The sequence below is a fragment of the Leptospira koniambonensis genome (genome assembly GCF_004769555.1).
Classification (GTDB): Bacteria; Spirochaetota; Leptospiria; order Leptospirales; family Leptospiraceae; genus Leptospira_B; species Leptospira_B koniambonensis.
This window is the reverse complement of record NZ_RQFY01000001.1, coordinates 656321-674689: the sequence shown is the minus strand read 5'-3', so window position 1 is coordinate 674689 and position 18369 is coordinate 656321. Positions and strand designations below refer to the sequence as shown.

17 protein-coding genes are annotated in these 18369 nt (G+C 39.3%); 13 read left to right on the top strand and 4 right to left on the bottom strand.

Going from position 1 to position 18369, the window contains the following annotated elements; translation table 11 throughout:
- The first annotated feature begins 1 nt into the window (after position 1).
- From EHQ52_RS03010 to EHQ52_RS03000, 3 genes are all read left to right on the top strand, one after another.
- Positions 2–343 (top strand): arsenosugar biosynthesis-associated peroxidase-like protein, encoded by a 342-nt coding sequence (locus tag EHQ52_RS03010; RefSeq protein WP_135613794.1) that lies wholly within the window; start codon positions 2–4, stop codon positions 341–343.
- A 14-nt stretch (positions 344–357) separates the two neighbouring features.
- A complete protein-coding gene (arsS, locus tag EHQ52_RS03005; protein ID WP_135613793.1) occupies positions 358–1401 on the top strand; it encodes an arsenosugar biosynthesis radical SAM (seleno)protein ArsS in 1044 nt (347 codons plus the stop codon).
- A gap of 189 nt (positions 1402–1590) precedes the next feature.
- Complete coding sequence (locus EHQ52_RS03000; RefSeq protein WP_244244772.1) at positions 1591–2091, top strand: LIC20153 family lipoprotein; 501 nt, start codon at positions 1591–1593, stop codon at positions 2089–2091.
- A gap of 36 nt (positions 2092–2127) precedes the next feature.
- Here EHQ52_RS03000 and EHQ52_RS02995 read toward each other — a convergent pair whose 3' ends face one another.
- Positions 2128–2721, bottom strand: a complete 594-nt coding sequence (locus tag EHQ52_RS02995) for a TetR/AcrR family transcriptional regulator (RefSeq protein WP_135613791.1) — start codon at positions 2719–2721, stop codon at positions 2128–2130.
- 104 nt (positions 2722–2825) lie between these two features.
- On the opposite strand from EHQ52_RS02995, the gene EHQ52_RS02990 reads away from it, so the two are divergent.
- From EHQ52_RS02990 to EHQ52_RS02960, 7 genes are all read left to right on the top strand, one after another.
- The gene (locus EHQ52_RS02990) at positions 2826–3539 is read left to right on the top strand and encodes a nitroreductase (protein ID WP_135613790.1); all 714 of its coding nucleotides are present in this window, start codon (positions 2826–2828) and stop codon (positions 3537–3539) included.
- A gap of 117 nt (positions 3540–3656) precedes the next feature.
- Positions 3657–3740, top strand: coding sequence for a K(+)-transporting ATPase subunit F (gene kdpF, locus EHQ52_RS02985; protein WP_008590037.1), 84 nt, complete (start codon positions 3657–3659; stop codon positions 3738–3740).
- A 9-nt stretch (positions 3741–3749) separates the two neighbouring features.
- Positions 3750–5486: a potassium-transporting ATPase subunit KdpA gene (kdpA, locus tag EHQ52_RS02980; protein ID WP_135613789.1), complete on the top strand. Its 1737-nt coding sequence runs from the start codon at positions 3750–3752 to the stop codon at positions 5484–5486.
- 11 nt (positions 5487–5497) lie between these two features.
- Complete coding sequence (gene kdpB / locus EHQ52_RS02975) at positions 5498–7588, top strand: potassium-transporting ATPase subunit KdpB (RefSeq protein ID WP_135613788.1); 2091 nt, start codon at positions 5498–5500, stop codon at positions 7586–7588.
- A complete protein-coding gene (gene kdpC / locus EHQ52_RS02970) occupies positions 7585–8154 on the top strand; it encodes a potassium-transporting ATPase subunit KdpC (RefSeq protein WP_135613787.1) in 570 nt (189 codons plus the stop codon). The genes kdpB and kdpC overlap by 4 nt, the downstream gene beginning before the upstream one ends.
- A 10-nt stretch (positions 8155–8164) precedes the next feature.
- Entirely contained in the window at positions 8165–10840 is a 2676-nt protein-coding gene (locus EHQ52_RS02965; protein ID WP_135613786.1) for a sensor histidine kinase, read from the top strand.
- A 10-nt stretch (positions 10841–10850) separates the two neighbouring features.
- Positions 10851–11522: a response regulator gene (locus EHQ52_RS02960; RefSeq protein WP_135613970.1), complete on the top strand. Its 672-nt coding sequence runs from the start codon at positions 10851–10853 to the stop codon at positions 11520–11522.
- Between the two features lie 10 nt (positions 11523–11532).
- Here the strand turns inward: EHQ52_RS02960 and EHQ52_RS02955 are convergent, their stop codons facing one another.
- From EHQ52_RS02955 to EHQ52_RS02945, 3 genes are all read right to left on the bottom strand, one after another.
- The gene (locus EHQ52_RS02955; protein WP_135613785.1) at positions 11533–13692 is read right to left on the bottom strand and encodes a cation:proton antiporter domain-containing protein; all 2160 of its coding nucleotides are present in this window, start codon (positions 13690–13692) and stop codon (positions 11533–11535) included.
- 77 nt (positions 13693–13769) lie between these two features.
- The gene (locus tag EHQ52_RS02950) at positions 13770–14630 is read right to left on the bottom strand and encodes a penicillin-binding transpeptidase domain-containing protein (protein ID WP_135613784.1); all 861 of its coding nucleotides are present in this window, start codon (positions 14628–14630) and stop codon (positions 13770–13772) included.
- Entirely contained in the window at positions 14627–15133 is a 507-nt protein-coding gene (locus tag EHQ52_RS02945) for a hypothetical protein (RefSeq protein WP_135613783.1), read from the bottom strand. The genes EHQ52_RS02950 and EHQ52_RS02945 overlap by 4 nt, the downstream gene beginning before the upstream one ends.
- 266 nt (positions 15134–15399) lie before the next feature.
- Here EHQ52_RS02945 and EHQ52_RS02940 point away from each other — a divergent pair, with 266 nt between their 5' ends.
- The 3 genes from EHQ52_RS02940 (at position 15400) to flgA (ending at position 18369) form a co-directional block, all read left to right on the top strand.
- Positions 15400–16551, top strand: a complete 1152-nt coding sequence (locus EHQ52_RS02940) for a DNA methyltransferase (RefSeq protein ID WP_208653439.1) — start codon at positions 15400–15402, stop codon at positions 16549–16551.
- Positions 16552–16657: 106 nt separating this feature from the next.
- A complete protein-coding gene (flgG, locus tag EHQ52_RS02935; protein ID WP_008590869.1) occupies positions 16658–17455 on the top strand; it encodes a flagellar basal-body rod protein FlgG in 798 nt (265 codons plus the stop codon).
- Positions 17456–17460: 5 nt separating this feature from the next.
- On the top strand, positions 17461–18369 hold the full coding sequence (gene flgA, locus EHQ52_RS02930; RefSeq protein WP_135613782.1) for a flagellar basal body P-ring formation chaperone FlgA: 909 nt from the start codon (positions 17461–17463) through the stop codon (positions 18367–18369).

The window sequence follows — 18369 nt, the reverse complement described above, 5'->3', positions numbered from 1 at the left end:
CGTGGCTCAAGAAACAACTTATTACAAACCGGAAGATCTGAAAAAATTCGGAAATATCGGAGAATTCGAGCCAGATCTAGCAAAGAAGTTTTTCGATTATTACGGAGCAGTTTTTGCAGATGGAGCCTTATCTGCTAAGGAAAAATCATTGATCGCTCTTGCAGTATCGCATGTAGTACAATGTCCTTATTGTATAGACGCTTATACTACTGACACAGTAGAAAAAGGTGTAACCGAAGAACAAATCTGGGAAGCAATCCATGTTGGAGCAGCCATCCGTGGAGGAGCAAGCCTAGTTCATAGCGTCCAAGCATTAAATAAAGTTAAAGAACTCGGTTTATAAGAAGTTTTTAAAGTATGAAATCCCTATTAGCAAGAGGGAGCGAACTCGCTTCTTCCAAAGAACAATTAAAAATTCTTACGGAAGTTTCCGGAAAAAATAATCTGCCTAGTTTTTCCGAAAAATTAAAAGAAGCGGGACTCTATCCTTTGCGCCCGACGGGGGTGGATATACTTCAAGTGAATGTAGGGAAACTCTGCAACCAGACCTGCAAACATTGTCATGTGGATGCCGGTCCGGATCGCAGAGAGATCATGAGCAAAGAAACCTTACAGGAATGTTTGGTTGCATTAGCAACACCTGGTGTTACTACCTTGGACATCACAGGTGGTGCGCCTGAGATGAATCCTAATTTTAGATGGTTCGTAGAAGAAGCTTCCAAACTCGGGAAGAAGATCATGATCCGTTGTAATCTTACCATTCTTCTTGCCGGAGAAAAATACAAAGACCTTCCTGAATTTTTTGCAAAACATAAAGTTGAAGTAGTTTCCAGTCTTCCTTATTTTCAAAAAAGAAGAACAGACGCTCAAAGGGGAGAAGGTGTATTCGATCGTTCTATCGAAGCATTAAGAAAATTGAATTCTATTGGATATGGTATCTCAGGTTCTGACTTAGTATTAAATTTAGTCTATAATCCTGTAGGATCTTTTCTCGCAGGAGGGCAATCCACTTTAGAGAACGATTTCAAAAAAGAATTAAAACAAGTCCACGACGTTGAATTTAATTCATTATTTGCTCTTTCTAATATGCCAATCAGTCGTTTTTTGGAGTCCTTACTTGAAAGTGGAAATTTAGAAGCATATATGGAAAAACTAGTGACCGCTTTTAATCCTGTAGCCGCCGCAGGAGTTATGTGCCGAAACACGTTAAGTGTTGGTTGGGACGGAAGCCTATACGATTGTGATTTTAACCAGATGTTGGATATGAAGATAGAAGGTAAGGTTAGCAAAATATCCGAATTTAATAAATCGGTGCTTGATTCCAGAGAGATATTATTACACCAACATTGTTATGGATGTACAGCAGGAGCAGGCTCTTCTTGCGGTGGTTCCATCGCTTAAAAAAAAAGTACAGGAAACCTGACTTTTTTTCCAAATATCAAGCCACATTGACAGAAATTAATATCAATTTCTATATTTTCTTAAATATTGAGATTGAAACTCAGACCCGTTCTTGGGAAACGAGTATAAGGAACGACTGTTCTGTGGAGACAACCTAAAATGAAACAAAAAGCTATATGGTTATTATTGGTGCTTTTGCTCTCGGCCTCTTTCGTTGATTGTAAAAAAGAAGATGATGGTCTGAATGATTTGGCAGTATTAAGCGCTCTTAGCGGTGGGGGAGACTGCGTAGTTGACTTCCCTGGTAAGGCTGCTGTAACTGTGAATCGTACTCGAGTAACTAGTGGAGCTAGTGGGGTAGAAGTTATCTGGGGAACAATTCCATTTGTAAATCACCCGATTGCAATTGTGGAAACTCTTGGAGTGCAAGGTGGTGACACTATTGTTTTTCATGGATTGGATGTGATTGATAATCCAAATTACTCTGGAACTCAACCTACTATTTATGAAGCTTCCGACTGTCCGTTAGCTGAATCTGATCTATTTGACAATAATACAACTGTCAAATTTAACGTTTCTGGGTCTGATCCATATAACTATCAAAATACAGTAGCAGGATCTTATTATTTCCTACTTTACATCGTTGGAGCTGGAACACCTCCAACTGTCACTGTTGACTTCCAAAACTAATCACTCTTTCAGGACCTGGTGAAATGCCAGGTCCGCTTACTTCTTCCCTGAACTTTTAATAATCGCATCTACCATCTCTGGCAAATCGTCTAACGCGGAAATTTTTCCGGTTAGTTTCCAGATCTGTAATACTCCTTCGTAACTAGCAAAAATTTTTCTGGCTAAGGATTGTGTGTCAGCATTCTTAGGGATTTGCCCCTTCTTCTGTCTTTCTTTTAAATAAATAGAAAGAAAATCCACAGTTCTGAGGGCCAATTTTTTTACTTCTTCAGAGATGGAAGGAGAAGTGGATGCAATTTGTGCAGCAGTGTTTGCCATAGGACAACCAGCGAACTCGCTATTCCTAGTCTGTCTTCTTAAGATATGTGTCCAGGCTAGTATAAAGTCTCTGGCATTCTCCGATCTGGATTGTAGTTTTTCTAATAAGATAAGTTGTTCTTTCCCATAAAACTCTATATATGCCTTTCCCAATAGGTCTTTAGAAGGATAATAATCATAGAAGCTAGCCTTTGCGGTCTGGGATTCTTGGATGATCTGATTGATCCCAGTGTTCCCATAACCTTGGGTTTGAAAAAGCCTGACTGCTGTTTCCAAAATCCTGTCTTTTACCCCTTTTTCTTTGGTTGACATTTTCTTTTTCCTGGGATCGAATAACAGACAGACTTGTCTGTCCGGTTCTTCTATGTATAGAAAGACCTAAATTAATTAAAATGCAAGTCTAAATCGGAGGTCGTGTGTCTTCTTTACCCTCAGAAACCGAATCAATTGATATTTCAGGAATTGCTTCCAGTGTAGAAGAAGCGATCTTTACCCGCCATAGCATCCGGGATTACCTTTCAAAACCTGTGGAAGATTCTGTATTAAAGGAATTATTCTCTAAATCTTTGAGAGCTCCAAGTTGGAAAAATAGCCAACCTTGGAAGGTGCACGTAGTGAGCGGCGCTAAACGAGATAGAATGGCGGAACTACTACAAGAAAGAGCAAAACAATCCGAAACTCCTGTGCCTGATACAATTTGGCCTACAGGCTTTCCTTCCGATGCAAAGCGTAGAATGTTTGATCTTGGAATGAAGATCTACGGCGCTGCTGGAATTGAAAGAAAGGATAAGGAAGCCAGAGATAAGTTCATGCTCCGCAACTTTGAGTTTTTTGGAGCTCCTACAGCAGTGTTTATCACAACTGAATTCGAACTCAATTTTTATATCGCATTGGACATAGGCTGTTTTTTAAATACAGTTATGCTTCTTGCCAGAAGTTATGGACTTGGCACTGTTCCTCAGGCTGCATTATCTGCATTCCCTGAAGTGGTACGAAAAGAATTGGGTCTAGCTGAATCCGAAAAAATAGTCTGCGGTTTAAGTTTGGGTTATCCTAAACCGGATTCCACATTAAATAAGTTTCATACACCTAGGGAAGAGGTATCTGATTTAGTGAAATTTTACACCTAGATCTTAACGCAAAATTAACGCTAATCTCGGCTCCTCTCACGCAGGTTCGCATTGACGAATTCCGAAAAGCAGGTTATGTTTTTGGAATAGACGGAATGTTTCTGCCTGGGAGGAATCTTGTCTTATACATTTTTAATCGTTTTAGTCATCGCATTATGTGGTTATCTCTCCTTCTCCATTTTAAAACCGGAAAAATTTTAGGAGATGCCAATGAACGGAAACGACTCGATCTTCTTCTTTTTATATTTTGCAGTTTTATTTCTTCTCTCTCCCTTTTTAGGAATTTATATAGCGGATGTTCTCAAGGGAGAAGTTTCCAGACGATTACCATTCCTTTCCAAATTCGAATCTTTCTTATATAAGAGCCTGTCCCTAAAGGTCCCCGCTCTTGAAGCCCGTAGCTTTGAAGCGGACTATAAGATTTCTGGAATAAAGGAAGATCAAAATTCGGATTGGAAAGTTTATCTATTTGATATTGGGATTTTTACTCTTTTAAGCCTGGGCTTAGTTGTATTAGGCTTACATTTCCAGGATCTTCTTCCTGGAAACCCGGAAAGTAAGTTAGGAGTTCCTTGGGAACTGGCATGGAATACATCTGTTAGTTTTGTGACGAACACAAACTGGCAGGCTTATTCTGGAGAAGTTTCTCTCTCTTATTTAAGCCAAATGTTACTCTTAGGAGTGCAGAATTTTGTAAGCGCAGGAGTTGGAATTGCAGTACTAGCTGCCATGGCAAGAGGAATGAACTCTAAGCCAGGAGAATCCTCTGGGATCGGTAACTTCTATATTGATCTAACCAGAAGTATATTATATATTCTTTTACCAATTTCAATCTTGGTCGCATTCATTTTGGTTTCTCAAGGTGTGGTCATGGATTTTTCTCAATATGTAACTGCGATTGGAATAGAGGGTCAGTCTGTAAAGATCCCGCTTGGGCCTGCTGCTTCTCAAATTGCTATCAAACAGTTAGGAACGAATGGGGGAGGATTTTTTGGAGTAAATTCAGCTCATCCATTTGAGAATCCTACTGTTTTTTCCAGTTGGATCCAATGTATTTTGATCTTACTTCTTCCTGGAGCATTACCTTTTGCTTATGGAAGATGGGTTGGTTCCTGGAAAGCAGGCTTATCAATTTTTCTTGGAATGACTCTTCTTTTTATCTTAAGTCTTTCTCTATCTCTTTGGTCTGAAAGTAACTTTGTCGGAAATTGGGAAGGTAAAGAAACAAGATTCGGAGTCGCCCAAAGTATTCTTTGGGGAATGGCAACCACAGCAGCATCTAACGGTTCAGTGAATGCGATGCATGATAGTTTTTCTCCTCTAGCCGGGGGACTCGCTATTTGGAATATTCTTCTGGGCGAAGTTGTATTCGGAGGTGTAGGAGTTGGGCTTATAGGAATGTTATTCTATGTGGTCCTTACTGTTTTTATCGCAGGACTTATGGTAGGAAGGACTCCTGAATATTTAGGAAAAAAAATAGAAGCAAAAGAAGTTAAACTCGCTCTTGTTGGAGTTTTGGTTCCTGGGCTTTGTATTCTTTTATTCACTGCATTTTCACTTCTTCATGAATCTGCTCTTTCGTCTCGGACAAATTTGGGGCCTCATGGTCTGACTGAAATTTTATACGCATTTGCTTCTGCATCCGGGAATAACGGATCTGCATTCGCAGGTTTGAATGCAAACACTCCATTTTATAATATAACTCTTTCAGTTTGTATGTTAGTGGGAAGATTTGCAGTGATCATTCCTGCTCTGGGGCTCGGCGGAGCGCTACTGGGTAAAAAGATCGCTCCAAAAGGAGAAGGTACTTTTTCTACGGAAAGTCCTTTGTTTGTGTTACTTCTTCTTTCTGTAATCTTCTTGGTAGGAGCTCTAACATTCTTGCCTGTTTTGGTTTTAGGACCTGGAAGTGAGCATATACTACTTCATTCAGGTTCGAAATTTTAAGGTTTAATATTATGAAAAATAAAAGTAATTCTTTTTTCCAAGATCCGAAGTCTTTGCTAAAGGCGATTTTGGATTCTTTTGTAAAATTGGATCCGAGAGTTCAATGGAAAAATCCTGTAATGTTCATAGTATATATAGGGGCAATATTAAGTTCTTATGATATTATTTTCCATCCTGTAAATTTAAGTTTTGGCCTACAAATTTCAATTTGGTTATGGGCGACTGTCCTATTTGCGAATTTTGCCGAAGCACTGGCAGAAGGTAGAGGAAAGGCAAAAGCGGAATCCTTGAAAAAAAATAGAAAAGAATCCAAGGCAAACAAATTAAGCGGGAGTTCTGTTATCATAGTTCCTTCTTCAGAGTTAAGAACTGGAGACAGGGTGGTTTGCCAAGCGGGAGATCAAATTCCTGGTGATGGAGAGGTGGTAGAAGGTATAGCTTCTGTAGATGAGTCTGCGATTACTGGAGAATCTGCACCAGTGATTAGAGAATCCGGAGGAGATAGATCTGCAGTTACCGGAGGCACAAAAGTTTTAAGTGATAAGATTGTAGTTCAGATCACGACAGATCCAGGAAAAACTTTTATAGATAAAATGATCTCTCTTGTAGAAGGAGCTTCCAGACAGAAGACTCCGAATGAGATCGCACTCTCCATTCTTCTTTCTGCATTATCATTGGTATTCTTGGTCGCGATCACATCTCTTGTGCCTGCAGTATTCTATAGCCAAAAAGAAGGTGGTGGGAATTTAGGACTTTCAGGCTCTTTTCCTGCGTTAGTTGGTCTTTTGGTGTGTTTAATACCTACAACAATTGGCGGACTTTTGTCCGCGATTGGGATCAGCGGCATGGATAGACTCATGAGAAGGAACGTAATTGCTAAATCAGGTAGAGCAATAGAAGCAGCAGGAGATATTGACGTTCTATTATTGGACAAGACAGGAACAATTACCTTAGGAAATAGAATGGCTACTAGGTTCGTTCCCGCTCCTGGAATTTCAGAAAAGAAAATCGCAGATGCTTCACAACTTGCTTCTCTTTCTGACGAAACGCCGGAAGGAAGATCTATCGTAGTACTCGCAAAGGAAAAATTCGATTTAAGAGGAAGAAATCTGTCTGAGTTAGGAGGACGATTTGTTCCATTCACTGCGAAAAGTAAAATGAGTGGTGTAGATTTTGATCCGGACTCAGAAGGAAAAACAAAACCTTCGATCCGAAAGGGAGCCTCAGAATCTATTCGAAATCATATTACAAGTTTAGGTGGAGAATATCCAAAGGAAATTTCCGCAATAGTTGATGAGATCGCAAGAGAAGGTGGAACTCCTTTAGTAGTTTCAGAAGGAAGAGAAATTTTAGGCGTCATTCATCTGAAAGATATCGTAAAGGGCGGGATCAAAGAACGATTTGCAAGGCTTAGGCAAATGGGGATTAGAACTGTGATGATCACAGGAGATAATCCTTTGACTGCGGCTGCAATTGCAGCGGAAGCAGGAGTGGATGATTTTATCGCAGAGGCAACTCCTGAAACAAAACTAAGACGTATCCGAGAAGAACAGTCCGGAGGAAAACTTGTAGCGATGATAGGTGATGGGACAAATGACGCTCCCGCTTTAGCACAGGCCGATGTAGGTGTTGCGATGAATACAGGAACCCAAACTGCAAGAGAAGCAGGGAATATGATAGATCTGGATAGTAATCCCACTAAATTGATAGAGATTGTTGAGATAGGAAAACAACTTTTGATGACAAGAGGGTCTTTGACTACTTTCAGTATAGCAAATGATGTATCTAAATATTTTGTGATCCTGCCTGCTATGTTTGCAGGATTATTTCCAATCGGCGGAATTGGTGCTTTATCTATTTTGAATATTCTAGGTTTTGCAAGTCCCGAATCTGCGGTTTTAAGTGCAGTGATCTTTAATGCACTAATCCTTGTATTCTTGGTCCCTCTCGCGCTTAAAGGTGTGAGTTATAGGCCTGCAGGTGCTGATTCGGTTCTGGCTCGAAATGTATTTATCTATGGTTTTGGTGGACTCATACTTCCATTTTTCGGGATTAAAACAATCGATCTGATTTTGGGTTTTACTAAGGGAGTTTTCGCATGATAAGAGCAGTTTTACAATTAGGGCTTTGGACTTTTGTATGTGGGATCTTTTATCCTGTTCTTGTGTATGGATTTGCTAAATTTTCTTTTCCAAAAGAGAGTTCAGGCTCCTTGGTAGAGGAAGATGGAAAGGTGATCGGTTCTGAGATACTCGCTCAGTCTTTTGAATCTCCAGAATATTTTCATTCCAGGCCTTCTGCAATTGGATATGATCCTTCTTCTTCTGGTGCTTCTAATCTTGGGCCTACTAGCGCTCAACTTTCTAAAAAAGTGGAGGAGAGAAGAAGTTATTGGGTTGCAAGAGGAGGGATTGAGCCTGTGCCTTCTGAACTTTTATATTCTTCAGGAAGTGGATTAGACCCTCATTTGGGTCCAGAAGCTGTGAAATATCAAATTCCATTGGTGGCGAAAACAAATGGAATTTCGGAGGATATACTAGTTCGATTGGTAGAAGAGACAATTGAATCTCCTGAATGGGGACTGTTCGGTTCTCATAAGGTGAATATTCTAAAATTGAATCTAAAATTGAGATCTGTTTATTTAGAGAATAAGATTCTAAAAAAATAAAGTACATAGAGTGAGACCTGCTGAAGAAAATAGACCGGATCCGGACGAATTACTTTCTCGGATCGGAGGAGAAGAGGCTAAGATCAGAGGAAAATTGAAAATTTTCTTTGGTATGGCCGCAGGTGTAGGTAAAACTTTTGAAATGCTCCGTGATGCTCAAAAAGCAAAGTCGGAAGGAATTGATGTATGGATCGGTTATTTAGAAACTCATAATAGAAAAGATACAGAAGCTCAGGCAGAAGGTCTTTCTATTATTCCGAGGAAAAAATTTAAGTATAAATCAGTTGATCTGGAAGAAATGGACTTAGATACAATTCTGGAGAAAAAGCCGGATCTTGTATTAATAGACGAACTTGCTCATACAAATGTTCCAGGTTCCAGACATCCCAAAAGATACCAAGACGTTCTGGAAATTTTGGACCAAGGAATAAACGTTTATTCTACTTTAAATGTGCAACATTTGGAAAGTAGGGCAGGTATAGTGGAGGAAATTTCAGGAGCCCCCGTTTCTGAAAGAGTTCCTGATTCTATTTTAGAAATTGCTGATGAAGTAGAATTGATCGATCTTGTTCCAGATGACTTGATCAAACGTTTGAAAGAGGGAAAAGTATATCCTTCTGATAAAGTTCCTCAGGCACTTCATTCATTTTTTAAGATCCCGAATCTGACTGCACTTAGGGAACTTTCTTTAAATTTTACTTCGAAACTCGTGGATAGAGAGCTTTCTCGTTTGGAGCCGACTAAGGATTCCAAACTTTCAGATAAAATTTTAGTCGCAGTATCTTCTTCTCCCCAAGCCGCTAATTTGATACGTTATGCAAAACGAATTGCATTCGGATTAAAATGTAATTGGGTGGCAGTGCATGTGGATGACGGCAAAGTATTATCTCCGGAAGAAAAGGAACTTTTAAGAGAAAACTTAAGTCTTGCAAGAGAGTTAGGTGCAGAGATATTAAATATTTCAGATCGAGATCCAGTTCTTGGGATCTTAAGAGCAATCAACCGTGCCAAGGCAACCCATGTTGTAATAGGCAGAAGTGGTAAATCTAAACTTTCTAGGATTTTTAAAGGTGGCTCCTTCATAGATAAATTGAGCGAGCAGCCTGGGGATTTTCAGATACTTCTTGCTCCTACTGAAATTTCTAAGGAAAAACCTAAAATTCGATTCGGATTTTTTACAAGAGGAACTAGATCCAAACCTATTCAGTATTTTTTTGCTTTTCTGGCATTACTTGGGATCACTTCTTTTAATCTTTTATTAAATATTTTTGCAGGTTATTGGTCCATAGGCCTCATATATCTGTTTTTTATAATGTTTGTGGCGCTATTTGCGGGAAGAGGCCCTGTTTTAATCACAGCTTCTTTGAGTGCTATCTTCTGGAACTTTTTATTCATTCCTCCTAAATTCACATTCTATATTGAAAAAGTAGAAGATTGGATGATGTTTGGGACTTATTTTGTATTGGCTCTAGTCTTAGGAGTTTTGACCACAAGATTAAGAGATAGAGAAGAAGCATTACAAACTGGAGAAGAAGCTCTCTCCGGTCTTTATAGACTTTCTGTTGCACTTTCCCGGACTCATAGCCTGGATGAAATTACATCCGTAGCTGTGGAAACGATAGAAAATACATTTAAATCTTCTGTTTTGATCTTACTTTCAGATCAGGATTCTTTACTTTCTCTCACTCCTCAGCCTAAAAGTAATTTTAAACCGGATATGAAAGAGTCCGCCCTGGCTGCCTGGACTTTTCAAAATCGAAAATCATCTGGAAAAGATACAGATACGGTTCCAATGTCTAAGGGTTTGTATCTCCCGTTACTCACTCCCGGAGGTTGTTTCGGAGTTATTGGATTAGATAGAGAAAATAAGGAAAGTTTGGAATTAGAAGAAGAGACACTTCTATTTTCTATGCTAAATCAAATTGCTTTATCCTTAGAAAGAATACAATTACTTGGGATCCGAGCAAACGCAAAGTTAGTAGAAGAATCTGAAAAGTTTTATTCTGCATTATTTAATTCTGTTAGTCATGATTTCAGGACTCCCTTAACTGTTATCCGTGCTTCTTTAGATCTATTAGAAACAGGTAATGGAAAGAATGATAAGGAGAAGTCCGAATTATTCTCTGAGATCAGAATTGCTTATAAAAAATTGGATCGATTAGTCGGAGATCTTTTGGATATGTCCAGATTGGAGTCTGGAAGATTGATGCTGGATCTACAATGGGAAGATCCCCTAGACTTAGTAAATGAAACAATTCGGATCGCAGAATATGAAAAGGGAGAACATATTTTATCAGTTCAAACGGATGAAACTATGCCTCTTGTTCGAATGGATAGAAGATTGATGATCCAAGTGTTGATCCATCTTTTACAAAATGCATTTTTACATACTGAAAAGAATAGTACAGTTATAGTAAGAGCGAGTGTTCCCAAGGATCATCTTTTGTTAACCGTAGAAGATAATGGGCCTGGAATACCTGCCGGACAAGAAAATAGGATTTTTGAAAAGTTCACCAAAGTTTCCGGTTCTATGCAAGGAACAGGTCTTGGACTTTCTATCTGCAAGGGACTTGTGGAAGCTCAAGGTGGAAAGATCTGGGCGGAAAATAAACAAGAGGGTGGAGCCAGATTTTTAATACGAATTCCAGTGCTTACTTTTCCTCCTTTGGAGGATTCGATTGTCTAGTCCAATCATAATGATCATAGACGATGAGATCCAGATCCGTCGGCTTCTCAGAGTAGCCCTTGAAAAAGAAGGGTATAAAGTAGAAGAAGCAATTTCAGTAGACGATGCATTATCAAAAGTTTATATGGTTCGTCCTGATAGTATTATCTTGGATTTGGGCCTGCCAGAAAAAGGCGGAGAAGAATTTTTAAAAAAGATAAGAGAATCAGGTTCTAAAATTCCAATACTTGTTTTAAGCGTTAGAGATTCAGAGAAAGATAAGATCTTTTTGTTAGATAGAGGTGCGGATGATTATCTTACCAAACCTTTTGGGATTGGAGAGTTACTTGCAAGGATTAGAGTGTTATTGAGACATTCTTCTCCTGAAAAGACTGATGTAAAAGTAAGAATTGGTCTTTTGGAATTGGATTTTGGTACCAGAAAAGTTTTAAAAGAAGGTAAAGAGGTCCGTCTGACTCCGACTGAATATTCTTTTCTGAAATTATTAGCCACTTATCCAGGAAAGATAGTAACTCAAACCCAAATATTAAAAGAGCTCTGGGGTCCTAACCAAATAACAGAATCTGGTTATCTGAGAGTATACGTAAATCAGATCCGTAAAAAAATAGAAAGGGACCCGGGTAATCCTGAAATTTTGATCACTGAACCCGGGGTTGGCTATTTTTTAAAATCAGACGGATAATTAAGTTTTCTTAATCTTTATAACGAACTAAAAATAATCCTGAACCGTCTGAAAGTTCCCAATTTCTAAATTCGGTTTCTTCTTCCCAGGTTTCCAGATCACAGATCACTAAGTCTGCTTCTGAGAGCACCTGAGGATTTTCTCCTTTTAGGATTATGATCTTTTCCTTTTTGAGAAGGTTTCTTTCCTTTTGAGAGAATTGAGGAACTTTACCTCTTGGGTCCCAGATGGAAAGTTTAGCTCCTATCTTCTTTGCCATCGCGAGAGAAAAACCTAATAGTTTTACATCTTTGTCTGAGTAAACCGCTAAGATAAAACTATCTAATTCTTTTAATTTTTCTGCGACGAGTATCCCTGCGTTTGTCGCAGACTCAGAAAGGAGTGTTCTGATCTTTCCTCCAAGCACATCGTCGCTGAATAAGGATCTTGCTCCACCAGTTAGGAATATATTATAATTTCCCGATTGGATAGTTTTTAGTATATCTCTTGTGACGTTGTCAGAAGGCTTATATAAAGTATTTAATTTGATCCCAAGTTCTTTAGAAAGTTTGAATAAAGGTTCAAAACTTTTTTTCTCATATTTTTGAGCGGTTTTACCTGAGATCCAAGAATCTGGAGTGAGGTGAAGTGCTGTTACTTCTTTTGTTTTGTTTCCGCTTTGGAATAAGCCGGAAGCGAGTCTTAATAGATCCACACCTCTGGAATGTAACGCAAAAGCGAGTAATATACCTTCTTCTCTTTTAGCTTTGACTACTGAGAAAATTCTCTCTATTAAATTCAAACTTGGTCCGGTCATATAAGTTGTGACCAATGCCATAAGTACCATCATAGAGAAAATCTCAGAGGATAATACTCCAATATCGTAACCGATATTGAGTACGATTAATTCCATTAACCCTCTGGTGTTCATGAGTGCGCCCAAGGATAGAGAATCTTTCCAATTATTTCCGGAAGCTCTCGCAGCAATCGTACTTCCTGCGAATTTACCTAAAATGGCAACTATAAGTACCATTAGGAAATCCCACCATAGATTACCTTGGTTTAATAGACCGATTTGGGTCCTGATCCCGGTTAACGCAAAGAATAACGGAAGAAAGATTGCGGTACTTAAATCTTCTACCTTTTCGGCAAGAAGTGTCCTAAGTTTAGGTTTGTCTGGCATAACAACACCAGCTAAAAACGCTCCAAACAATGCGTGAATACCGATTGATTCAGTGATCCAAGCGGATGCGATAGGGAAGAGAAGAAACAGAGCCACAGCCATTTTAGTGAACGCTTCCCTGTTTGTAAAAATCCTTCCTGCTCTATGCATTGCAGGCTGAACGATCTTCCACATTATGAAAACATAAACTATTGCTAAAACTATAGTGAATAAAGCCGCAAGAATTCCGCCTGCTTGCACAAGGGCGATCACTACTGCAAGTAAACACCAAGCAGTCAAATCATCAGAAGCTGCACAAGTAAGTGCAAGTCCCCCAAGTTTTGTCTTGGTAAGTCCTCTTTCCTGAACGATTCGAGCAAGTACTGGAAAGGCAGTGATACTCATACCTATTCCCATAAATAAGGAGAAGGAGAGAAAGCTTACCTCCGGAGGAGCTAATGTTTTATAAATAGAAAGGGCTAAGATCGCACCTAGTAAGAATGGAAGAAGGATACTCGTATGAGAGATAAGTATCGCGGAATCTGCTTGGTTTTTAAGTATTTTTAGATCTAATTCCATTCCGACTACAAACATGAAAAATACTAAACCGATCTGGCTTAGTAATTGTAGTGAACCTAAGGAAACTTTGGGGAATAAGAATTGATACTGTTCTGGGAATAATAACCCGAATAAGGATGGGCCTAATAATATACCTGCGAGGATCTCTCCGACTACGAAGGGTTGTCTTACAATAACTGCAAGTTTACCCATTACTCGAGTGGCTGCTATTACGACTCCGATCTGTAATAATAAAAGTGGAAGAGGCTCATGAAAACCCTTCCAAAGTTTCGCCCCAGCTTTTTTCCAAACATCTATCGTATCTTCAGTGGACTCGACCGAGGTAGAAGTGTTAACTTCGACACGAGTAACTTTACCAATTTCTAATGACTTGCCTTGATTCGCTACAAAGAAGAAGGCTCCGAAAGAAAATACTAATAGGGTTATGTAGAAAATCGCGTTTCGTTTCATTCTTAGAATCAGAAACCCTCGGAATGTTGGAGTTCCTCCATACTATAAAAATGGAAAGAATGAGAAAAGAATAATACTTAGTTTGATGAATAGAAATATTTTTCCCAAAAGCCTTTTTCTCTTAGATATTCCATACCAAACTTTGCAGCCTCTAAGGGAGATAAGGTTTCGGATTCACTTTCTATTCGAGATAAGAATAGATAAGATCTTTTTGGGCCTTTCCAAAAAAACCAATACCAAGAGACTGATCTTCCTTGGGCGTATCCTGTTGCTGAATCAGAATAAAAACCGGAGAAATTCCCAAAGTGGCCATCTAATCTGTGAGTACCTGTTGGGTTTTTGATCTCTCCTGGATTTCTTTCTAAGCCTTCTAAGACTGAGTTCAGATTCTTCTTTCTGACCTCTAACTCTCCATTGAATAGTTTCCATAAGAATAAATAGAATTCCTCTGCGGTCCAAGAATATCCTCCATCCATCCAAAAAGATTTAGAAGGTTCAAATGGGACCGATGTAGGAAGTCCAACAGAAGACAACCAAGGTTTAAGTTTAGTAGTTCCTGTATCAGTCCATATCTTTTGGAAGTACCAAACTGTAGAATTTTCCAAAGAAGACCTTAGATTCTGTTCCTTCTGCCATCTGATATAGGGGAATTTGGTTTTGTCCCAAGGAAAATATCCATGAGGATCTTTTAATGTTCCTAGTTCCAATGCCGCCAGAGCAAGCACTGGTTGGAATACATACATAGAAGGAGAGGTTTTTTTGCAGTTGTCTTCTCCCACTTTTAAAAGTGTACCTTCTTCCATTTCGGCAAGGAATAGGCAGACTTTTCTGTCGGAGAGATTGAGTTCGTCTTTTTGTATGGCTAGTGATTCAGTTCCTGTTTTTACGGAGCAGGAAAGAAGAAATACCGCAAAAGAAAAATATAATATTCCCCTCATAGGAACCAGGCGTAAATCGTAAGATAAGTAACGAATAGTGCAAGTGGGACATAGAACAGCAGGAAAATTTTTCCGATCTTTCTCCAGTTGGTCGACGTCTTTTCTCTCACAAACTCGGTTAATTCTTCCTTATCCATGGAATAAAGTTCGCTTGCGTCATTCCAACCATAGATGTTCCTGGCGAGTCTTCCTATAATCTCGTCTTTATGAGCTTGGATGGTATCCCAGGCTTCTTCTCTTTCCGAGGCATTAGAGGAGAGAAGTTGTAAAAAAACTTTAGGAACTAAGAACACTCTTCCAATCATTAGGCTTGAGACTCTTGTAAATAATCCTAGGAAGAACATGGCTGAGAAGAGTGGATTTTCTCTTTTGAACCAGAAAACGATCCCAAGACTTACCACATAAGCTCCATATCCTATATATAACCCGGCGAGTTCGAATCTTCGATTCGTTTTTTTCTCTTTTAAAAATTCTTCGTACAGTTGAGAGGATACAGTTTTCATTCTCTTATCAATCCGAGCTTGGACTTCTCCAAAATTCTGGATCTGAATGCTAAGATTTTTGGATTCGGCAGGGAGACAAGTATTTCTGATCTCACTTCCGCCAATCTGTTCTTATAGTCCGTTTCGGTACACTTAGGTTGCCTAGTAAGTGTCTTGTCCCGGGCTTCAAGAGCCGAAAGGCTCTTATGTCTCAGGCAAGATTATAAAAAGCAAAACTGAAAATCGCTCCTTCTTCCGAAAATAAGAAAAAAGAAAAGGCGGAACGGATGAGCGGCGCAGTTCGTAAAAAAGAAAGAAAGATACTCACCGGTGAATTTTGGACATCTAAACAAAGACAGGCTCATCCAATCCATTACGTTGTTAGTTACAGAGCTTCGTTCAAGCCTGAATTGCCTGCCTTCTTCATTGGAAAATATTTAGAGAATCGAAAAGGAATCGTATTTGATCCTTTTGGAGGAAGAGGGACCACTGCGGTCCAAGCAAATTTAGAAGGTTATGCTGCCATCCATAATGATATCAGTCCAATGTCTTTATTTTTGGCGAAGTCTAGACAAACTGTTCCTTCTATCGAAAAACTAGAAAGAGCGCTTGATTCTCTCAATCTGAATTCTAAGATCAAAGAAGAAAAAGAAGACGAAGGTCTTTTACATTTTTATCATAAAGATACTTTAAAAGAGATTAAGAACCTGAAAAAGATCCTGGCTGATTCAGATTCTCCTGAACTTAGATATTTGGGTCTGACCGCATTATCCAGGCTCCATGGCCATAGTAATGGATTCTTTTCAGTATATAGTTTTCCTCAGATCTCCATTCCTACTTTGGCTCAAAAAAGAAATAATGAGAAGAGAGGAGTTATCCCTGATTATAGAGAGATCAAACCTCGAATTCTACAAAAGATGAGAAGGGATCTAAAAGAATCTCTTACTCCTTTTTATCATGAATTTTCTTCCAGAAACGAATACACAAATCATTCTTCCTTGGATCTTTTTGGTCTCGAAGATGATTCAGTTGATCTTGTAGTGACAAGCCCTCCATTTTTGGACAAGGTAAATTATGAAGAGGATAATTGGCTTAGATATTGGTTCCTAGATATTGAACTGGAGAAGGACCAGAAACCAAGTATATTCGCAACTCTTGCAGGTTGGTGTGAATTTATCCAAGGAACCTTGGCAGAACTTTCCAGAGTAGTAAAACCCGGCGGAACAGTGGTCATGGAAGTAGGAGAAGTTCGAAAAGGTAAAACAGTCTTCAACTTGGACGAATATGTGATCAAATGTGCGGAATCCACCGGCCTTGTTTGGGAAAATACATATATTAACGATCAGAAGTTCACGAAACTTGCCAATTGCTGGAATGTTTCCAATAACGAAAAGGGCACAAATTCAAATCGCTGTGTTGTTTTCCGGAATCTGAAGTAGTTCCTACATCTTCCTAAAAACCTGTATTTTGTCTCAAAAATCCTTATTTACCCTGAGGATTTTTGGGGATTGGCCGATAGGTTAAGGGATCGAGGTATAAACTCAAATGATGCGTTCCCTTTGGACTGCCGCGACCGGAATGATCGCTCAGCAATTTCATATAGATACTATTTCCAACAACTTGGCAAACGTGAATACCACCGGTTTCAAAAAGAACCGCGCGGATTTTGAGGACTTAGTTTACCAACATATGGTTTTGGCAGGAACTCCTGCTACTTCCGTGAGCGAAATTCCTACAGGTGTGAATGTGGGTCACGGGGTGAGGGCAGCTGCTTCTCAGAAATTATTCGAGATCGGTTCCTTCCAAGCAACAGGTAACAAGTTGGACCTTGCGATCACAAGTGAGATGGGATTTTTCAAGATCCAAATGCCTGACGGAAGTTTTGCATTCACTCGTGACGGTTCTTATAAAATAGATTCTAACCAACAAGTAGTTACATCTAACGGGTATTTGTTGGAGCCGCCTCTTATTCTTCCAGAAGGAGCAATCCTAAACACTCTGATGATCTCAGAGCAGGGAGAAGTTACAGTTAAGATTGGAGCGGATATCCGTCCCACTGTGATCGGTCAGGTGGAACTTTATCGTTTCGTGAACCCTGCGGGTCTCCAAGCGATCGGTAAAAACTTATTCCAAGAGACTGTTGCTTCCGGTCCCGAAATTCCTGGAACTCCTGGTATGGAAGGTTTTGGGAATGTTCTGCAAGGATTCTTAGAGATGTCTAACGTTAAAATCGTAGAAGAGATGGTGAATATGATCGTGGCTCAAAGAGCTTATGAATCTAATTCTAAAGCCATCCAGACTTCCGATAACATGTTATCTACTGCAATCGGACTGAAACGTTAATTAATATGAGTTTCCGCTATTACATTTCGTTATCTATCTTGACCGGACTATTTGTATCCGGTTTAGGAAGGATAGAAGGAATGGAAGCGGTTTATTTACGCGGAAAACTTATAACCCAAAAGAAAGAAGTCCTACTGTCTGAGATCGCAAAACTTCCGGACGGAATGAAAGATAAGGTTGTATTAAGAAATCTAAATGCACCTACAGTGATCCGTCCAGAAAGTTTAAAAGAAGTTTTGGCAGGAACTCCAGTTTCTGGAAAAGAAACATTAGTATTACCTTTAGATTCTGAATTGGATCCGGAAGACTTAGAAGAAAGCCTTAAAAAAGAAGTTTCCAAACTTCCTCAGGATAGAGAAGGGGATTTTAAAATTTCCTATTTGGGCGGAGACAGATTTGTTCCAAGCCAAGGTGTGGAATTGAAATGGGCAGGTCTTCCTCAAGTCATCCATCCAGGACAAGTTGTTGCTTCTTTGGATTTTTATTTCGAGAATAGAAAAGTCCATACCCAAAGGATCAAATTTAAATTGGAAAGAAGAACGAACGCACTTTTCGCCAAAAAAGAGATCCGTAAGGGACAAAAATTACAGGCAGAAGATTTGGAAGAAAAAACTGTCTATATGGAAGAATCTTTTACGGATGGAATTTCCGGTAAGGATATTGGCTCCACTGCACTTAAGGATCTACTTCCAGGGGAACTTCTCCGCAAAAAACAATTTAGATTTCTATTCGATGTGCAAAGAGGCGGGGATGTGAACCTTGTTTATACCAAGGGGAACCTCGTAGTAAAATCCAAGACAAAAGCATTAAGTTCCGGTAATATTGGGGAGATCGTAGACGTTTCTTCTCATTCCAAAGAAGGAAAAATTTCCGCAAGAGTAGTGGAGAAGGGCACAGTCCTTTTAGAGAATTGA